The organism is Mesorhizobium sp. M8A.F.Ca.ET.021.01.1.1 (assembly GCF_003998025.1).
Classification (GTDB): Bacteria; Pseudomonadota; Alphaproteobacteria; order Rhizobiales; family Rhizobiaceae; genus Mesorhizobium.
Map to the genome: position 1 here is coordinate 1 of NZ_RZSJ01000005.1, position 14,653 is coordinate 14,653.

15 protein-coding genes are annotated in these 14,653 nt (G+C 64.8%); 3 read left to right on the forward strand and 12 right to left on the reverse strand.

The window, feature by feature from the left end:
* Window positions 1-688 (reverse strand): alanine racemase (locus EOA36_RS01595; protein WP_189553071.1); only part of this gene is annotated, 688 nt, incomplete at its 3' end.
* A 91-nt stretch (window positions 689-779) separates the two neighbouring features.
* Window positions 780-1,298: an RNA pyrophosphohydrolase gene (locus tag EOA36_RS01600; RefSeq protein ID WP_127275329.1), complete on the reverse strand. Its 519-nt coding sequence runs from the start codon at window positions 1,296-1,298 to the stop codon at window positions 780-782.
* 176 nt (window positions 1,299-1,474) lie between these two features.
* Between EOA36_RS01600 and EOA36_RS01605 the strand changes: the two genes are divergently transcribed.
* Window positions 1,475-1,801, forward strand: coding sequence for a hypothetical protein (locus tag EOA36_RS01605; protein ID WP_127275330.1), 327 nt, complete (start codon window positions 1,475-1,477; stop codon window positions 1,799-1,801).
* Between the two features lie 29 nt (window positions 1,802-1,830).
* Here the strand turns inward: EOA36_RS01605 and EOA36_RS01610 are convergent, their stop codons facing one another.
* From EOA36_RS01610 to rsfS, 5 genes are all read right to left on the reverse strand, one after another.
* A complete protein-coding gene (locus EOA36_RS01610) occupies window positions 1,831-3,027 on the reverse strand; it encodes a divergent polysaccharide deacetylase family protein (protein ID WP_127275331.1) in 1,197 nt (398 codons plus the stop codon).
* A gap of 187 nt (window positions 3,028-3,214) precedes the next feature.
* The gene (locus EOA36_RS01615) at window positions 3,215-4,546 is read right to left on the reverse strand and encodes a S41 family peptidase (RefSeq protein ID WP_167531416.1); all 1,332 of its coding nucleotides are present in this window, start codon (window positions 4,544-4,546) and stop codon (window positions 3,215-3,217) included.
* A 1-nt stretch (window position 4,547) separates the two neighbouring features.
* Window positions 4,548-5,897 carry a murein hydrolase activator EnvC gene (locus tag EOA36_RS01620; protein WP_127275332.1) on the reverse strand — a complete coding sequence of 450 codons (1,350 nt, stop codon included), beginning with the start codon at window positions 5,895-5,897 and terminating at the stop codon, window positions 4,548-4,550.
* 154 nt (window positions 5,898-6,051) lie between these two features.
* Entirely contained in the window at window positions 6,052-6,534 is a 483-nt protein-coding gene (rlmH, locus tag EOA36_RS01625; RefSeq protein ID WP_127275333.1) for a 23S rRNA (pseudouridine(1915)-N(3))-methyltransferase RlmH, read from the reverse strand.
* 80 nt (window positions 6,535-6,614) lie between these two features.
* Window positions 6,615-6,992: a ribosome silencing factor gene (rsfS, locus tag EOA36_RS01630; RefSeq protein WP_023777607.1), complete on the reverse strand. Its 378-nt coding sequence runs from the start codon at window positions 6,990-6,992 to the stop codon at window positions 6,615-6,617.
* Window positions 6,993-7,234: 242 nt separating this feature from the next.
* Between rsfS and EOA36_RS01635 the strand changes: the two genes are divergently transcribed.
* The gene (locus EOA36_RS01635) at window positions 7,235-8,086 is read left to right on the forward strand and encodes a mechanosensitive ion channel domain-containing protein (RefSeq protein ID WP_127275334.1); all 852 of its coding nucleotides are present in this window, start codon (window positions 7,235-7,237) and stop codon (window positions 8,084-8,086) included.
* Here EOA36_RS01635 and EOA36_RS01640 read toward each other — a convergent pair whose 3' ends face one another.
* The 5 genes from EOA36_RS01640 to obgE all read right to left on the reverse strand — a co-directional run bounded on the left by EOA36_RS01640 (window position 8,087) and on the right by obgE (window position 13,590).
* On the reverse strand, window positions 8,087-9,379 hold the full coding sequence (locus tag EOA36_RS01640) for an MFS transporter (protein WP_127275335.1): 1,293 nt from the start codon (window positions 9,377-9,379) through the stop codon (window positions 8,087-8,089).
* Window positions 9,380-9,467: 88 nt separating this feature from the next.
* The gene (locus EOA36_RS01645) at window positions 9,468-10,100 is read right to left on the reverse strand and encodes a nicotinate-nucleotide adenylyltransferase (protein WP_245464225.1); all 633 of its coding nucleotides are present in this window, start codon (window positions 10,098-10,100) and stop codon (window positions 9,468-9,470) included.
* A 27-nt stretch (window positions 10,101-10,127) separates the two neighbouring features.
* On the reverse strand, window positions 10,128-11,414 hold the full coding sequence (locus EOA36_RS01650; RefSeq protein WP_127275336.1) for a glutamate-5-semialdehyde dehydrogenase: 1,287 nt from the start codon (window positions 11,412-11,414) through the stop codon (window positions 10,128-10,130).
* Between the two features lie 3 nt (window positions 11,415-11,417).
* Window positions 11,418-12,554, reverse strand: coding sequence for a glutamate 5-kinase (gene proB / locus EOA36_RS01655; protein WP_127275337.1), 1,137 nt, complete (start codon window positions 12,552-12,554; stop codon window positions 11,418-11,420).
* A gap of 4 nt (window positions 12,555-12,558) precedes the next feature.
* Window positions 12,559-13,590, reverse strand: a complete 1,032-nt coding sequence (gene obgE, locus EOA36_RS01660; protein WP_127275338.1) for a GTPase ObgE — start codon at window positions 13,588-13,590, stop codon at window positions 12,559-12,561.
* Between the two features lie 130 nt (window positions 13,591-13,720).
* Between obgE and EOA36_RS01665 the strand changes: the two genes are divergently transcribed.
* Window positions 13,721-14,590: an endonuclease/exonuclease/phosphatase family protein gene (locus EOA36_RS01665; protein ID WP_127275339.1), complete on the forward strand. Its 870-nt coding sequence runs from the start codon at window positions 13,721-13,723 to the stop codon at window positions 14,588-14,590.
* The last annotated feature ends 63 nt before the right edge of the window (window positions 14,591-14,653 follow it).

Genomic DNA, 14,653 nt, shown 5'->3' on the forward strand with positions numbered 1-14,653 from the left:
GATCATAATGGTACGACGGCCCGAGAAAAATGCCGGAGGAATTGGCGAGCGAAGCGGGTGCCTCGGGCAGCCTGGCGCGCAACCGCTCGAAGGCCAGCCGCTGCTGTTCATTGGCGGGATGGCGCGGCTCGTCCGCGCATGCCAGATGGCTCATCACATATCTGACGGCGATGCCGTCGAACGCGGCGGCATCACCGGCCATCGCCTCGACTTCGGCCGGCGCCATGCCAAGCCGCGACATGCCGCTGTCGACCTGGATGGCGGCTGGAAGTTTTCGGCCAACGCGATGCGCCGCCGCGCGCCAGGCTTTCAACTGCGCGCCACTGTTGACGACCGCGCACAGATCCGACGCGACCGCCTCCGGCTCGGAGCCTGGCGGCAATCCGTTCAGCACGTAGATCTCAGGTCCGGCCCCGATCGCCTTGCGCAGCGCGATGCCTTCGGCCAGCAGCGCGACGAAGAAGATGCCGCAGCCTTCCTTCATCAGCGCCGATGCCACTTGGCTCGCGCCGAGACCGTAGCCGTTGGCTTTGACCACGCCGGCGCAGCGTGCGCCGCCCAGCCTTGCCTTCAGCCGCCGGTAGTTTTCGCGGATCGCACCGAGATCGATGGTCAAGATCGCCCCGGCAGCCGCTTGGCTTACGGCGGCGACGTCATGGGGCAGCGACCTTGCGGGGGTGTCGTTCATGGCGACCCTCCTTGTAGCGGATTAACATCAATAGGACCGACGCGCCGGCACGGCAACCAAGGTCCTTCGAACCCGGTCGCAACTCGTCCAGCTACGGCACCAGGTGCCGGAACGCCGCCACCACATCTTCATAGACCTTGCGCTTGAACGGCACGATCAGGTCGGGAAGATCCTGCATCGGCCGCCACGACCATTTGTCGAATTCGGCGGTGTGGCCGCCCGGCGGCGGGTTGATCTGGATTTCGCTGGTATCGCCGTGGAAGCGGAACGCAAACCATTTCTGCGCCTGGCCGCGATACCTGCCCTTGAAGGCGATGCCGACGAGATGATCAGGCAGATCGTAGTTGATCCAGTCCGGCGCTTCGGCCAGCAGCGAGACCCTGCGCATGCCGGTCTCCTCATAGAGCTCCCGCTCCGCCGCCTGCAGCGGCTCCTCGCCCTTGTCGATGCCGCCCTGCGGCATCTGCCAGAGCTGCGTCGTGCCGGCGAATTCGCTGTCGGGTTCGGCAATGCGATGCCCGACCCAGACCAGGCCATCGCCATTGAGGATCATCAGCCCGACACAGGGCCGATAGGGCAGCGTTTCGCGGTCGATCGTCTTTTTGGACATTAGTCAGTTTCCAGCTGTTTTGAGAATCGCTCCGACGACGCGGTGCGACTGGGCGGATCGAGAACGGAGCCTACCCAAACTGGGCTTACACCGGAAGCGCGGAAACTGCGCCGCGTTCGAGTTGGCTGTCACCCGGCCAGTTGCCGCTGTTGCGGTCGAATGCGAAAATACATCTTATGAAAAATATCCAAATCATCGACGGCGCTCTGAACGCTACCTTCAGCATATTCCAGGCAACCGAGGAGGAGTTCGCCGCCATCTTTCCCGACGGGCGAGATATGGAATTGGCCGAAGACCTCTTCGAACGGCTAGGCGAAGAGGAGGCTGGCCGCGTGCTAGCTCCGCTTTGGATCCGCCCTATCCTTAAGCGCGATGCGCTCGGAATCCATGGGACACTATTCTACAACAATGAACATCGGCAAATCCCGCGATCTAAGCGCGAGGTCGATTGGGATAGCGCGCTCAACGAAGCACAGAGAAAGCTCTTCTCTCGCCATCGCTGAAATCGTCACAAGCTGATTGTCCACATCGTCTATCCTTTTTGCGGATCGACGGCCACCGCTGAAACCGGCACGATCTCGATGCCGCGCTTCTTCGCTTCAGCGATCCAGGCGGTGACGGTGTCAACCGTCAGGTCGAAGGCCGAGCCGATACCGACAGCGGTACCCTTGGCACGCGCGGTCGCTTCGAGACTGTCGAGCTTCTTCAGGATGGCGCCGCGATCCTGCACCGCGTCGATCGCCGTGTCGCCGGCGACGAAGGGCACGCCATCCTTCAACGCCATGTCCGGAGCCAGGCTGCGCGCCGACGAGCCGTCGTCGATATAGGCGAGGCCCCTTTTGCCGAGCTCGGCCATGAACGGCTGCATCGCCGCCGCGTCGGAGGAAAAACGCGCGCCCATATAGTTCATGACGCCGGTATAGTTCGTCGTCCGCGACAGCGCCCAGTGCAGATTCCTGAGATTCTCGTCGGGGGTCGCCGCCACCGTCAGCGTGTTGCGGCCGGGGTTGACGTTGGGATAGTCGAACGGTTCGAGCGGCACCTGCATGACGATCTCATGGCCGCTCTGCCTCGCGGCCTGCATCCAGCGGCCGATGCTGTTGCCCTGCGGCGCGAAGGCCAGCGTCACTTCCGCCGGCAGTTTGGCGATCGCCGCCTGGGTGCCGGTCTGTGAAACAGCGAGGCCGCCAATGACGATCGCAACACGTGCGCCACGCGTGCCGGACCATGGCCGCGCATAGACGTCGAACGGCCGCCGGCCATCGGCGGAGCGCATCGGCAAAGGCCCGGTTTCACTGGTTTCGATCAGCGCCCTGTCGGGAATATGCGCGATCTTGAGGTTCTGGCCGACTGTCGACGGATCGCGAATGACGATTGCCGCCTTGGGAGGGCCATCGCCTTCTTCCGTCTGCACATGGATGATCTGCGGACCGCCGCTCTTGGTCGACAAGTCCTTCGCCGGCGTCTCCACCTTTGGCGTCGCTGCCGGGGCCAATGCGGGAGGCGACACGGCGGGCTCCGCCGCCGCGGTCACTTTCGGCGTCGAAACGGCGACTTCCTGCGGTTTTCGAAACGGCTTTTCCCTGAGCGCGATCGCGGCCGAGACTCCGACCACGGCCAGCACGACCGCGCTCGCCGCGATCACGCCTACGCTGATCTTGCCGGCGGCACGCGGCGCCCGGACCGTCTGTCCAAGCGGGCGTTCGATGTCCTTGCCGATATCAGCCAAGCCCTGTCCCCGGTGCACGGTCCGAAGGCGACCTCCTTCGGGAAGACATGCACGAATTCATCAATCCTGGCGCCCCCCTTGGCGCCGTCCCTGGAGGCCTGGTCCTGCCCCGAATCAAACTGCCGGAACCTCACGGTCCCGGCAGCATCGCATTGCTTCGTTCAACCGGCCAGACCGGTTGCCCGCCTTACTGGTTGAGCACGGCCTTTTCCGGATTGGGCGGGAAGGCCGGATCGGTCTTCTGGCCGCGCAGCAGCTGCTCGGCATAGATGAGCTGCAGGTCGTCCTTCGGATCCGGCGGCACATAGGCTGCGGAGCCGGAGCCGGTCTTGCTCTCGTCGGCGCCCTTGATATGACCCTTGAGATCGGACTCGCCACGCGTCAGGTCCCTGCCCTGCAGTTCCGGCGGCAACGGCTGGTCGACCTTGATGTCGGGCGTGATGCCCTTGCCCTGGATCGACTTGCCCGACGGCGTGTAATAGAGCGCCGTCGTCAGCCTGAGCGCGCCATTCTCGCCGAGCGGGATGATGGTCTGCACCGAGCCCTTGCCGAAGGACTGCGTACCGACCACCGTGACGCGGCGCAGATCCTGCAGCGCGCCCGCGACGATCTCCGAAGCGCTGGCCGAGCCACCATTGACGAGCACGATCATCGGCTTGCCGTTGATGTCGTCGGTCTGCTTGGGCTTGGCGTCGAAGCGGGTGACGTCCTTGGGATCGCGGCCGCGCGTCGAGACGATCTCGCCGCGCTTGAGGAAGGCATCCGACACGCTCACCGCCTGGTCGAGCAGGCCACCCGGGTTGAGGCGCAGGTCGAGCACATAGCCCTTCAACTTGTCGTCCGGCACCTGCTTCTTGATGGTGTCGATGGCGTTCTCGAGGTCGTCATAGGTCTTTTCGGTGAAGGAGGTGATCTTCATGTAGCCGATGTCGTTCTCGACCCGGAACTTGACCGCCTTGACCTTGATGATGTCGCGCACGACCGTCAGTTCGATCGGCTTGTCGGCGCCCTGGCGCAGGATGGTCAGCTTGATCGGCGTATTGACCAGGCCGCGCATCTTGTCGACCGCGTCGTTGAGCGTCAGGCCGCGAACCTCCTCGCCGTCGATCTTGGCGATATAGTCGCCGGCCAGCACGCCCGCCTTGGCGGCCGGCGTGTCGTCGATCGGCGTGATCACCTTGACCAGGTCGTTCTCCATGGTGACCTCGATGCCGAGGCCGCCAAATTCACCCTTGGTCTGCACGCGCATGTCCTGCGCCTGTTCGGCGTTCATGTAGGAGGAGTGCGGATCGAGCGAGGAAAGCATGCCGTTGATGGCGTTCTCGACCAGCGACTTGTCGTCGGGCGGGGTCACATACTGCGCCCGCACCCGCTCGAAGATGTCGCCGAAGATCGCCAGTTGCTTGTAGGTCTCCGACCCCGCAGCGTTCGCCGCCGAGCCGGGTGCGCCATAGACAAGGCTCATGGCGGACGCGCCCATCAGCGCACCGGCAAACAGAAGCGACAGTTTCCGCATCATTTCACGTCCTTCCAGAAAAACGGTCCGCCCACCATGGGGCCGGATCGACGGGTTTTCCATCCTTGCGGAACTCGACATAGAGTTCCGGCGTGGCATTTCCATTCTTCGAAACCGAGGTGCTTGCCACCCGGGCTTCTCCCATCGCGCCGACCGGCTCTCCTGCGAGCACTGACTGGCCAGTCGCGACGCTGATTCTGCTCATCCCAGCCAAGACGACATGATAACCGTCGCCGGCATTGAGGATCAAGAGTTGACCATAGGAGCGAAACGGCCCCGCATAAAGCACATTCCCATCCGCCGGCGCGGTAACGATGGCTCCCGATTGTGTCGCAACCATGTCCCCAAGCATCAAGGCGCCGTTACCGTCGTCGGCGCCGAACCGGCGTTTGATGCGGCCTGTGACCGGCAGGGCGATCTGTCCCTGCAGCGCCGAGAAAGGCGCTGCCGCCGTCAACCGGTTGCCCTCGGGAACCGGCAACGATGCCGTCTGGTCGCCTCCGGGCTCGGTACCGCCGGCCTGGCTCGCGGCGGCTGCCTTCGCCGCATCCGCGGCCTTGCGGTTCTTGTCCGCCTGCGCTTCGAGCGAGGCGATCAGATCCTTCAGGCTGCTGGCCTTGGCCGCCAATTGCTCGGAACGCTGCTGTTCGGCCGCCATCTGCGCCTTCGTGTCGGCCTCGAGCTTCTGCTTGGCTTCGAGCAGCATGCCAAGACGTCTCTTCTCCGCCGCCTGGTCGCCGACCGCGGCCGTCAGCCGCGCCCGTTCGGCCTCGATCGAGGCCGTCACCCGGGTCTGTTCCTTGAGATCGGCCAGCAGCGCATCGGTCTGCTGGCGCAGTTCCGGCACCACGGCGCCGAGCAGGATGGCGCTGCGCACCGACGACAGCGCGTCCTCCGGCTTGACCAGGATCGCCGGCGGCGGATTGAGCCCCATGCGCTGCAGGGCGCCCAGCACTTCGGCCAGCACGTCGCGCCGCGCCGACAGTGAAGCGCGTATCTTCTGTTGCTGGCCCTTCAGCCCCTCCAGCTTGGCGCCGATGTCCTCGATGTCCTGGCCGAGCTTCTGTTCGGTCATCGCCGACTGGATCAGCGCGGCGGTGATCGAGGCGTGGTCCTTCTTGACCGCGGCGATATCGGCGGCGAGCTTGGCCAGCCGTTCCGACGACAGCGTTATTTCCTTGGAAACCTGCTCGTATTCGGCGCGGCTCTGGTCCGGATCGGGCGCCATGTCGAGCGTGTTTTCCGCCCGCGCCGCATGGAGCGACAGCAGCATCACCGCCGCCGCGATGCCGCAGCGCGCGCTCCAGGAGCCCCCGGTCGATGAGCCCGTCGTCGATTTATAGCCTTCAGACATTCGCGATCGATCCTATCCGCGGCTTCGTTAACGAATCATCAACCATGTTAGCGCCCGTCGCCCAAAGGGTTCGCAAAAACGCCCTGCAAAGCAAAAGCAGCCCCCAGATGAATTTACGCGGCATTGGGGCTAAATTCGGTGCGACCCGGCGCTTTCAGGACCTGTGATAGGGATGGCCCGACAGGATGGTCGCCACCCTGTAGAGTTGTTCGCCCAGCATCACGCGCACCAGCTGATGCGGCCAGGTGAGCGCCCCGAACGACATCACCAGCTCGGCCTGGTCACGCAGCGGCGGATCGTGGCCGTCGGCGCCGCCAATGGCGAGCACCAGCGCCTTGCGCCCACCATCGCGCAACTGTCCGATATGGCTGGCGAAATCCTGGGAGGACAGGCTCTTGCCTCGCTCGCCGAGCAGGATGAGGGCAGTGCCTGGCTGCAGCTGCGCCTGCAGGCGCGAGCCTTCGTCGCGCTGGCGCTCGCTGGCGCTCTGCGCGCGGCCCTCGGCGATCTCGGTGATCCCGGCGAATTCGAGCCCCACGGCGGGCCCGCTCTTGGCGAAACGCTCGAAATAGCGGTCGGCCAACTCCCGCTCGGGGCCGGCTTTCATTCGGCCCACGGCATGAACTGAAATCTTCATCCTCGCCTCTATGAGCCGCTAATGCATGTCACCCAAGTGGGAACCGGTTTAGGCAACGACATGCATCAGACAAAATCGGCTTAGTGGAGGGTCTCTTCCTCGAGATCCGGCGCCTGCCACATCTTTTCGAGATTGTAGAATTCGCGGACTTCGGGACGGAAGACATGGACGATGATATCGCCAGAATCGATCAGGACCCAGTCGGCGCCGGACAGCCCCTCGACGCGCGCCGTGCCGAGGCCGGCATCCTTGAGCGCCTTGAGGAGATGGTCGGCGACAGCCGAGACATGACGGTGCGATCGGCCCGACGCGACGACCATATAGTCGCCGAGGCTCGATTTCCCCTGAATGTCGATTGAGACAATATTTTCGGCCTTGGAGTCTTCCAGACTGGCAAGGACTGTCTTGATGGCACGGGACACGGCGTCGTCTACGCTGATCCTGGCCGGCGAAGGCATGATATCGGCCTTCTTCCGCAGTGCTGTTCTCAGTGTATTTCCTTTCGCAGCAAGAACAACCAAATCACCCCTGAAAGCAGGTGACACCACTTAGATAGGCAGAGTTCCGTTGCAGTTTCAAGACGGAGCCCCAACTGACGCGAACTTGCCGACTGGCATATTGTTCCGCGCGACACGAAAAAACATCGGAACCCAGGCGTCCGGCAGCGGTTATCGGCTGACCGACCAACCGGAATCCCGCCATGCCGATCGACCCGCAAAACACCCTTCTCACCGTCCAGGCCGGCCTCGCTCAGCTCAGTACGCTGATCGTCTCCTATTCCTTCTCAGCCATCGGCGCCGTCATCCTCCTGGTGGTTGGCTACATCGTTGCCAACCTAGCCGAGCGCTCGATCTCGGCTGGCCTCGGCCACATCCACGGGTTCGACGCGACGCTGCGGCATTTCTTTTCCAAGATCGTGCGCTACGCCATCCTGATCCTTGTCGTCATCATGGTGCTCGGCCAGTTCGGCGTGCAGACCGCATCGATCATCGCCGCGATCGGCGCCATCGGCCTGGCCATCGGTCTCGCCCTGCAAGGCACGCTACAGAACATCGCGGCCGGCATTATGCTGCTCGCGCTGCGGCCGTTCCGCATCGGCGAATCCGTCGAGGTCGGCGCCATTGCCGGTTCGGTCGAGGAAATCGGCCTCTTCGCCACGAAGCTCAGGACCGCCGACGGCGTCTACATACTGGCCCCCAATTCGACGCTGTGGAATCAGCCGGTACGCAATTTCACCCGCAACGGCGTGCGCCGCACCGATATCACGCTCAGCATCGGCTCCTGGAACGACATAGATGGGGCGCAGAAGACATTGCTTGCCATTGCCGGCGCCGAGAAGCGCATCCGCCGCGAACCGGCGCCGATCGCCTTCGTGGCCGCACTCGGCGACACGACCGTTTCGCTCACCTTGCGCTACTGGACCGCGGCGGCGGACTATTTCGCCACCCAGATCGACATGACGAAACGCGCCAAGCAGGCCTTCGACAGCGAAGGCATCTCCATCCCGCTGCCACCCCCGGAAGCGCCGCCACCCGAGGCCCGCAAACAATAATCAGCCGCCCCTGTGGCGGACCTCTTCGTCCGGCGCGAAGGCGAGTTCCACCGGCAACGGTGCTTGCGCCGACATCGGCGCGAAGCTGCCCGTGGCGCCCGCCGGAACGGGCCGCGCCGCGATCACCCGCCAGAGCACGAACAGGCAGAATACCGAGGCGATGACGATGCCGACATAGATGAAGGTTGCCGTGCCGAAGGCGGCCGAAAGCGCCGTGACGATGCCCGGCACGATGAAGCCGGCGAGCGACCAGGCAAACAGCATCGAACTCGACAGCGCGAGCAGTTCATCCTTCCTGGCGCGGTCGGCGGCATGCGCGCTGGAGAGAGCGTAGATCGATTCCGCCGCCCCGTCCCAGATCAGGTAGATCACCAACAGGACCATCAGCGCACCGCCGTCGAAGGCGATGGCAAGCACGCTGGCGACGACCGCGAGCGCCGCGGCGCCGGCAAGCACGTAACGCCGGTCGGTGCGGTCCGAAAGCCAGCCGAGCGGTATCTGCAGGATCAGCGTACCGACCGGCATCGCCGACAGCAGCAGCGCGACATCAGCCTGGCTGTAGCCCTTGGCGGTGGCGTGGATGGGCGCGAAGCCGGAAATGATCATCGACAGGCCGCCGACCGCCAGCATGCCGGCGACGCCGACCGGCGAGATCCGCCAGGCCTGGCGCAACGCCACCGAAGCCGCCTGCGGCGCCGGCGGCTGGGCAAGCCGCGTCATGCCGACAGGCAGGATCGACAGGGCGGTAAAGGTGATGCCGATCAACGACGCCGCGGCCGTGTGGATGTCGATGACGGCAAGCGTCGCGTAGCCGACGCCGAGGCCGGCAATATAGGCGACGTAGAACACAGCCATCACCCGGCCGCGTATGGCGTTCGGCAGCGCGTCGTTGAGCCAGCTCTGCGCGACGATGAACAGGCCGCATATGGCAAAGCCGTAAAGCGCGCGCGCCACGATCCACAGCAGCGGGTGCGGTCCGGCGCCGATAGCGGCATTGGACAGCGCGATCAGCGCCGACAGCACCATGAAGGCGCGTGCATGGCCGACCCTGCGCACCAGCGGCCCGGTCAGGATGCAGCCGGCAAGGCCGCCCGCCGACAGACCGGTGACGATCAGCCCGGCCCAGACCGGATCGAACCCCTCCACGCCGAGCCGCACGGGGATGTAGGCGAACATCAGCCCATTGCCGATGGCAATCAGCGCCATCGATACGATGACGCTGGCAATCGCGATCAGCGGCGCGGGCGTGTCGCCCCGCTCGGGATCGACTGTGGGGTGGGTCTTTTCCAGCATGCCTTATCAGCATCGCCTATTGATTGGGCGGATGCCGCCGCAAAAACGACATCGCTGGCCCGAGGAATCCGTTATCCGAACCGGCCGCTCAGCCCTTCGCCATCTCGCGGATCGCGCTCGACGACAGCGATGAACGCGGACCGTGGATGAAGGTCCAGGCCGGCGCCTTCATGCGGGCGAGCAGCGGCGCGTCGCCCTCGTCGATGCGGGCGTAATCGAAGGTCTTGGCAACCACCGACGACAGGAACGACAGCGTGGCGCCCGGACGGTCGATGACCGCGATCGGAAAGGTGAGCACAATCTCGCGCCAGCGCTGCCAGCGGTGGAAATCGCGCAGCGAGTCGGCGCCCATGATCCAGACGAAGTCGACGCCGGGATTGCGCGCCTTGACCAGAGCCAGCGTGTCCGCGGTGTAGCGCACATTGTGTGCCGCCTCGAAGGCCGTGACCTTGATCTTCGGGTTCTTGGCGATCTTCTCGGAAAACGCGATGCGCTCGCCCAGCGGCGCCAGTTCGCGTGTGCTCTTCAACGGATTTCCCGGCGTCACCATCCACCACAACTGATCGAGTGCCAGGCGCCGCAAAGCGATTTCGGCAACCAGCGCATGGCCGGCATGCGGCGGGTTGAACGAGCCGCCGAACAGACCCACCGCGAGGCCCTTTTCGGCGTGCGGCATGCGAAGATAGTGGGAGGGTACCGCCGGTTCGGAAGAAGCCAGCATCGCTTCAGGCTCTGGCGACGAACAGCGTCAAGGTCTCACCTGTCCGGACCCGCGTACACGGTATTTGAACGAGGTCAGCTGTTCGACGCCGACCGGCCCGCGCGCATGCATCTTGCCGGTGGCGATGCCGATCTCGGCGCCCATGCCGAATTCGCCGCCATCGGCGAACTGCGTCGAGGCGTTGTGCAGCAGGATCGCCGAATCGATCTCGTTGAAGAACCGTTCTACCGCCTGGCCATCCTCGGCGACGATCGCCTCGGTGTGATGCGACGAAAAGGTCTCAATGTGGTCGATCGCGCCACTGATGCCGTCGACCAGCTTCACCGCGATGATGGCGTCGAGATATTCCGTCACCCAGTCGGCATCGGTCGCCGGCTTGGCGTCGAAGAACAGTTTCACCACTTCGGCATCGGCATGGATTTCACAGCCGGCGGCGCGCAAGGCATCGAGGATCGGCACCAGATGGGTGGTGGCGACCGCGCGGTCGACCAGCAGCGTCTCGGCGGCACCGCAGACACCGGTGCGCCGCATCTTGGCGTTGACCGCGATCCGCACCGCCATGTCGAGCTCGGCGGAACGGTCGATGTAGAGATGGCAGATGCCTTCGAGGTGGGCGAAGACCGGCACGCGCGCCTCGCTCTGCACCCGCCCGACCAGGCTTTTGCCGCCGCGCGGAATGATGACGTCGAGATTGCCACCAAGCCCTTTGAGCATTTCGCCGACCGCGGCGCGGTCGGTGGTCGGCACCAACTGGATGGCATCCTCGGGCAGACCGGCCGCCTTCAGCCCCTCGACCAGGCAGGCGTGGATCGCCGAGGAGGAATTGAGCGAATCCGAGCCGCCGCGCAAGATCACCGGATTGCCGGCCTTGAGGCAAAGCGCGCCGGCATCCGCCGTCACGTTCGGCCGGCTTTCATAGATGACGCCGACGACACCGAGCGGCGTACGCACGCGCTCTATGTGCAGGCCGTTGGGGCGATCCCATGCGGCAATGACGTCGCCAACCGGATCCTTGAGCTCGGCAATTTCGCGGATGCCATCCGCCATGGCGCGGATGCGCGCCGGATTGAGTTTCAGCCGGTCCATGAACGAGGCCGACAGCCCGGATTCCTCACCATTCGAGACGTCGACGGCGTTGGCGTCGAGAATGTCCCGTTCCCGGGCGAGGATTGCCTCGGCCATGGCGACAAGCGCGGCATTCTTGGCGGCGGTGGTGGCGATGGCCAGCGGTCGCGCGGCTGCGCGGGCACGGCGGCCGATATTGGCCATCAGCGCCACGGTATCGTCCCCGGATTTTTCATGCAGCTTCAGCATGGCTCATCCTCCGCTTATGTCGCCTCCAGCGTGACTCACCACGAGATCATCGCGGTGGATCATCGCCGAACGCGCCTCGTAGCCGAGCACGGTTTCGATCTCGGCCGTCTTCAGGCCTGCGATCCTTACGGCATCGGCGGCATCGTAGGCAACCAGCCCGCGCGCGATCTCGCGGCCCTCGGGCGACAGGATCGCCACCGTATCGCCGCGCGAGAAATTGCCGCTGACCAGTTTCACGCCGGCCGGCAGCAGCGACTTGCCCGAAATGAGCGCGCCGATGGCGCCGGCATCGACGGTCAGCCGCCCGGCCGGTTCGAGCTGGCCGGCGATCCAGGTCTTGTAGCCCTTGACCGGATTTGCGCTCGGCTTGAAGAAGGTGGCGCGCTCGCCGCGCTCGATCGCCATCAGCGGCGACAGCCGGGTGCCGGAGGTGATGATCATTGCCGTGCCGGCGGCCGTGGCGATCTTGCCGGCATCGAGCTTTGTGCGCATGCCGCCGCGCGACAGCTCGGACGCCGCCGCACCCGCCATCGCCTCGATGTCAGGCGTGATGCGGTCGACCAACGGAATGAATTTGGCTTGCGGGTCGCGCGCTGGCGGCGCGGTGTAGAGCCCGTCAATGTCGGACAGCAGCACCAGAAGGTCCGCTCCCATCATCGTCGCCACCCGCGCGGCCAGCCGGTCATTGTCGCCATAGCGGATTTCGGAGGTCGCCACCGTGTCGTTCTCGTTGATGACCGGCACCGCCTTCATCTTCAAGAGCGTCGATATCGTCGCGCGTGCATTGAGGTAGCGGCGGCGTTCCTCGGTGTCGCCGAGTGTCAAAAGGATCTGGCCCGATTTCAGGGCGCCTTTGCCGAGCGCATCCGACCAGGCGCCGGCGAGCGCGATCTGGCCGACGGCCGCCGCTGCCTGGCTTTCCTCGAGCTTCAGCGCCCTCTTGCCGAGGCCCAGAATGGTACGGCCAAGCGCGATGGCGCCCGACGACACGACGAGGATCTCGGCGCCGCCATTGGCAAGCACGGCGATATCGTCGGCGAGCGAGGCGAGCCAGTCGCGCTTCAGGCCGCTGGTGCGGTCGACGAGCAGGGCCGAGCCGATCTTGACGGTGATGCGCCGGTATTTCCTGAGCGACTGCATGGCCCTACTTTTCCCAGCGCGTCTCGACCGGGGCGGCAATTTGCGCGCGGGCTTCGGCGATCACCGCCATCAGCGCGCGCTGCACCGCCTCGACGCCCTCGCCGGTGACGGCGGACAGCAGCATCGGCGTACGCCCGGCGGCGCGCTTGAGCGAAGCGACCTTCTTCTTGCGCGCGTCGGCGTCGAGCGTGTCGACCTGGGAAAGCGCCAGGATCTCGGCCTTGTCGGTCAGGCCGTGGCCATAGGCTTCGAGTTCGGCGCGCACGGTCTTGTAGGCCTTGCCGGGATTTTCCTCCTGTGCCGAAACCAGATGCAGCAGCACACGCGTGCGCTCGACATGGCCGAGGAAGCGGTCGCCGATGCCGACGCCTTCATGCGCGCCTTCGATGAGGCCGGGAATATCGGCGATGACGAATTCGCGTGCATCGATGCGCGCGACGCCGAGGCCCGGATGCAGCGTCGTGAACGGATAGTCGGCGATCTTCGGCTTGGCCGCGGTGACGGCCGCCAGGAACGTCGACTTGCCGGCATTGGGCAGCCCGACCAGGCCGGCATCGGCGATCAGCTTCAGCCTGAGCCAGATGTTGAGCTCCTCGCCCGGCAGGCCTGGATTGGCGCGGCGCGGCGCCTGGTTGGTGGAGGTCTTGAAATGCTGATTGCCGAAGCCGCCATTGCCACCCTTGGCGAGCAGGAAGCGCTGGCCGACCACGGTCAGGTCGCAGATCAGCGTCTCGTTGTCTTCCTCGAAGACCTGCGTTCCGGCCGGCACTTTCAGTGTGACGTCGGCACCCTTGGCGCCGGTCATGTTGCGGCCCATGCCGTGGACGCCGGTCTTGGCCTTGAAGTGCTGCTGGTAGCGATAGTCGATCAGCGTGTTCAGCCCATCGACCGCTTCCAGCCAGACATCGCCGCCGCGGCCGCCGTCGCCGCCATCCGGCCCGCCGAATTCGATGAATTTTTCGCGCCGGAACGACACCGAACCGGCGCCGCCGTCGCCGGAGCGGACATAGACCTTGGCTTGATCGAGAAATTTCATGGGATCGCAGTTTCTTTTATTGGCCTTGCGGCATTGCTCTAAACCTTGGGCCTTGCTCTAAACCAAGGCGCGGCCAAGGGCGAGGCCGTTTTGTGACAATGGCCGTGTGGGGTCGGCCGGAGATGTCGGAATGAAGCTTGTAACCTACAACATCCAGTACGGCATCGGTCTCGATGGGCGCTACGATGTCGGGCGCATCGCCGATGCCGTGCGCGGCGCCGACGTGATCGCGCTGCAGGAGGTCACCCGCAACAATCCCAGGAACGGCGGCCGCGACATGGTCGCCGAGATCGGCGAGGCGCTGCCCGATTATTTCGCCGTCTATGGCAGCAATTTCGAGGCCAATATCGGCTCGCGCATCGAGAACGGCCGCGCCATCACCACCACCTTCCAGCTCGGCAACATGGTCTTGTCGAGGACGCCCATTCATCTGTCGCGCAACCTGCTCTTGCCGCGGAGCCGCAGCTTCGAGATGATGAACTTCCAGCGCGGCGCACTCGAAGCGCTGATCGAGACGCCGCTTGGTTTCATCCGCTTCTATTCCATCCATCTCGATCACCGCAGCCCGGTCGAGCGCGCCAGCCAGATCCAGTTCCTGCGCCAGCGCCTGTTGAACTATGCGCTCGAAGGCGGCGCATTGTCCGGCGTCGCCGAGATCGGCCTGCCGGAACTGCCCCATCCTGAAGCCTTTGTCGGCATGGGCGATTTCAACATGCTGGCCGGCTCGCCGGAATATGTCGAACTTGCCGGCCGGCCGGACCATGAATTCGGCATGCCGTTGACCGCCGACTTCGCCGTCGATGCCGCCGTGCGCCTCGATGTCGCCGGCGAGGATCTCGTCTCCTGGGTCGATCCCAAGGACCCCACCAACGCCAGCCGCCACAAGCGCATCGACTATGTCTTCACCAGCGCGTCGCTTGCCAAATCCCTGAAGCGCCTCTGGGTAGACCGGCAAGCCGCCGGTTCCGACCACCACCCGGTCTGGGTCGAACTGGGCTGAGGCCAAGTCTGGTCCGCAGTTGATCAAGTCTGGTCGCAGTTGATTTTGTCGTGTTCCGCACCA

Excerpts from the sequence above, each read along its gene's own strand:
- EOA36_RS01600 (WP_127275329.1), bottom strand. The coding sequence starts at position 1,298 with ATGTCCAAAAAGACGATCGACCGCGAAACGCTGCCCTATCGGCCCTGT.
- EOA36_RS01605 (WP_127275330.1), top strand. The coding sequence starts at position 1,475 with ATGAAAAATATCCAAATCATCGACGGCGCTCTGAACGCTACCTTCAGC.
- EOA36_RS01615 (WP_167531416.1), bottom strand. The coding sequence starts at position 4,546 with ATGATGCGGAAACTGTCGCTTCTGTTTGCCGGTGCGCTGATGGGCGCG.
- EOA36_RS01620 (WP_127275332.1), bottom strand. The coding sequence starts at position 5,897 with ATGTCTGAAGGCTATAAATCGACGACGGGCTCATCGACCGGGGGCTCC.
- rlmH (WP_127275333.1), bottom strand. The coding sequence starts at position 6,534 with ATGAAGATTTCAGTTCATGCCGTGGGCCGAATGAAAGCCGGCCCCGAG.
- rsfS (WP_023777607.1), bottom strand. The coding sequence starts at position 6,992 with ATGCCTTCGCCGGCCAGGATCAGCGTAGACGACGCCGTGTCCCGTGCC.
- EOA36_RS01635 (WP_127275334.1), top strand. The coding sequence starts at position 7,235 with ATGCCGATCGACCCGCAAAACACCCTTCTCACCGTCCAGGCCGGCCTC.
- EOA36_RS01640 (WP_127275335.1), bottom strand. The coding sequence starts at position 9,379 with ATGCTGGAAAAGACCCACCCCACAGTCGATCCCGAGCGGGGCGACACG.
- EOA36_RS01645 (WP_245464225.1), bottom strand. The coding sequence starts at position 10,100 with ATGCTGGCTTCTTCCGAACCGGCGGTACCCTCCCACTATCTTCGCATG.
- EOA36_RS01650 (WP_127275336.1), bottom strand. The coding sequence starts at position 11,414 with ATGCTGAAGCTGCATGAAAAATCCGGGGACGATACCGTGGCGCTGATG.
- proB (WP_127275337.1), bottom strand. The coding sequence starts at position 12,554 with ATGCAGTCGCTCAGGAAATACCGGCGCATCACCGTCAAGATCGGCTCG.
- obgE (WP_127275338.1), bottom strand. The coding sequence starts at position 13,590 with ATGAAATTTCTCGATCAAGCCAAGGTCTATGTCCGCTCCGGCGACGGC.
- EOA36_RS01665 (WP_127275339.1), top strand. The coding sequence starts at position 13,721 with ATGAAGCTTGTAACCTACAACATCCAGTACGGCATCGGTCTCGATGGG.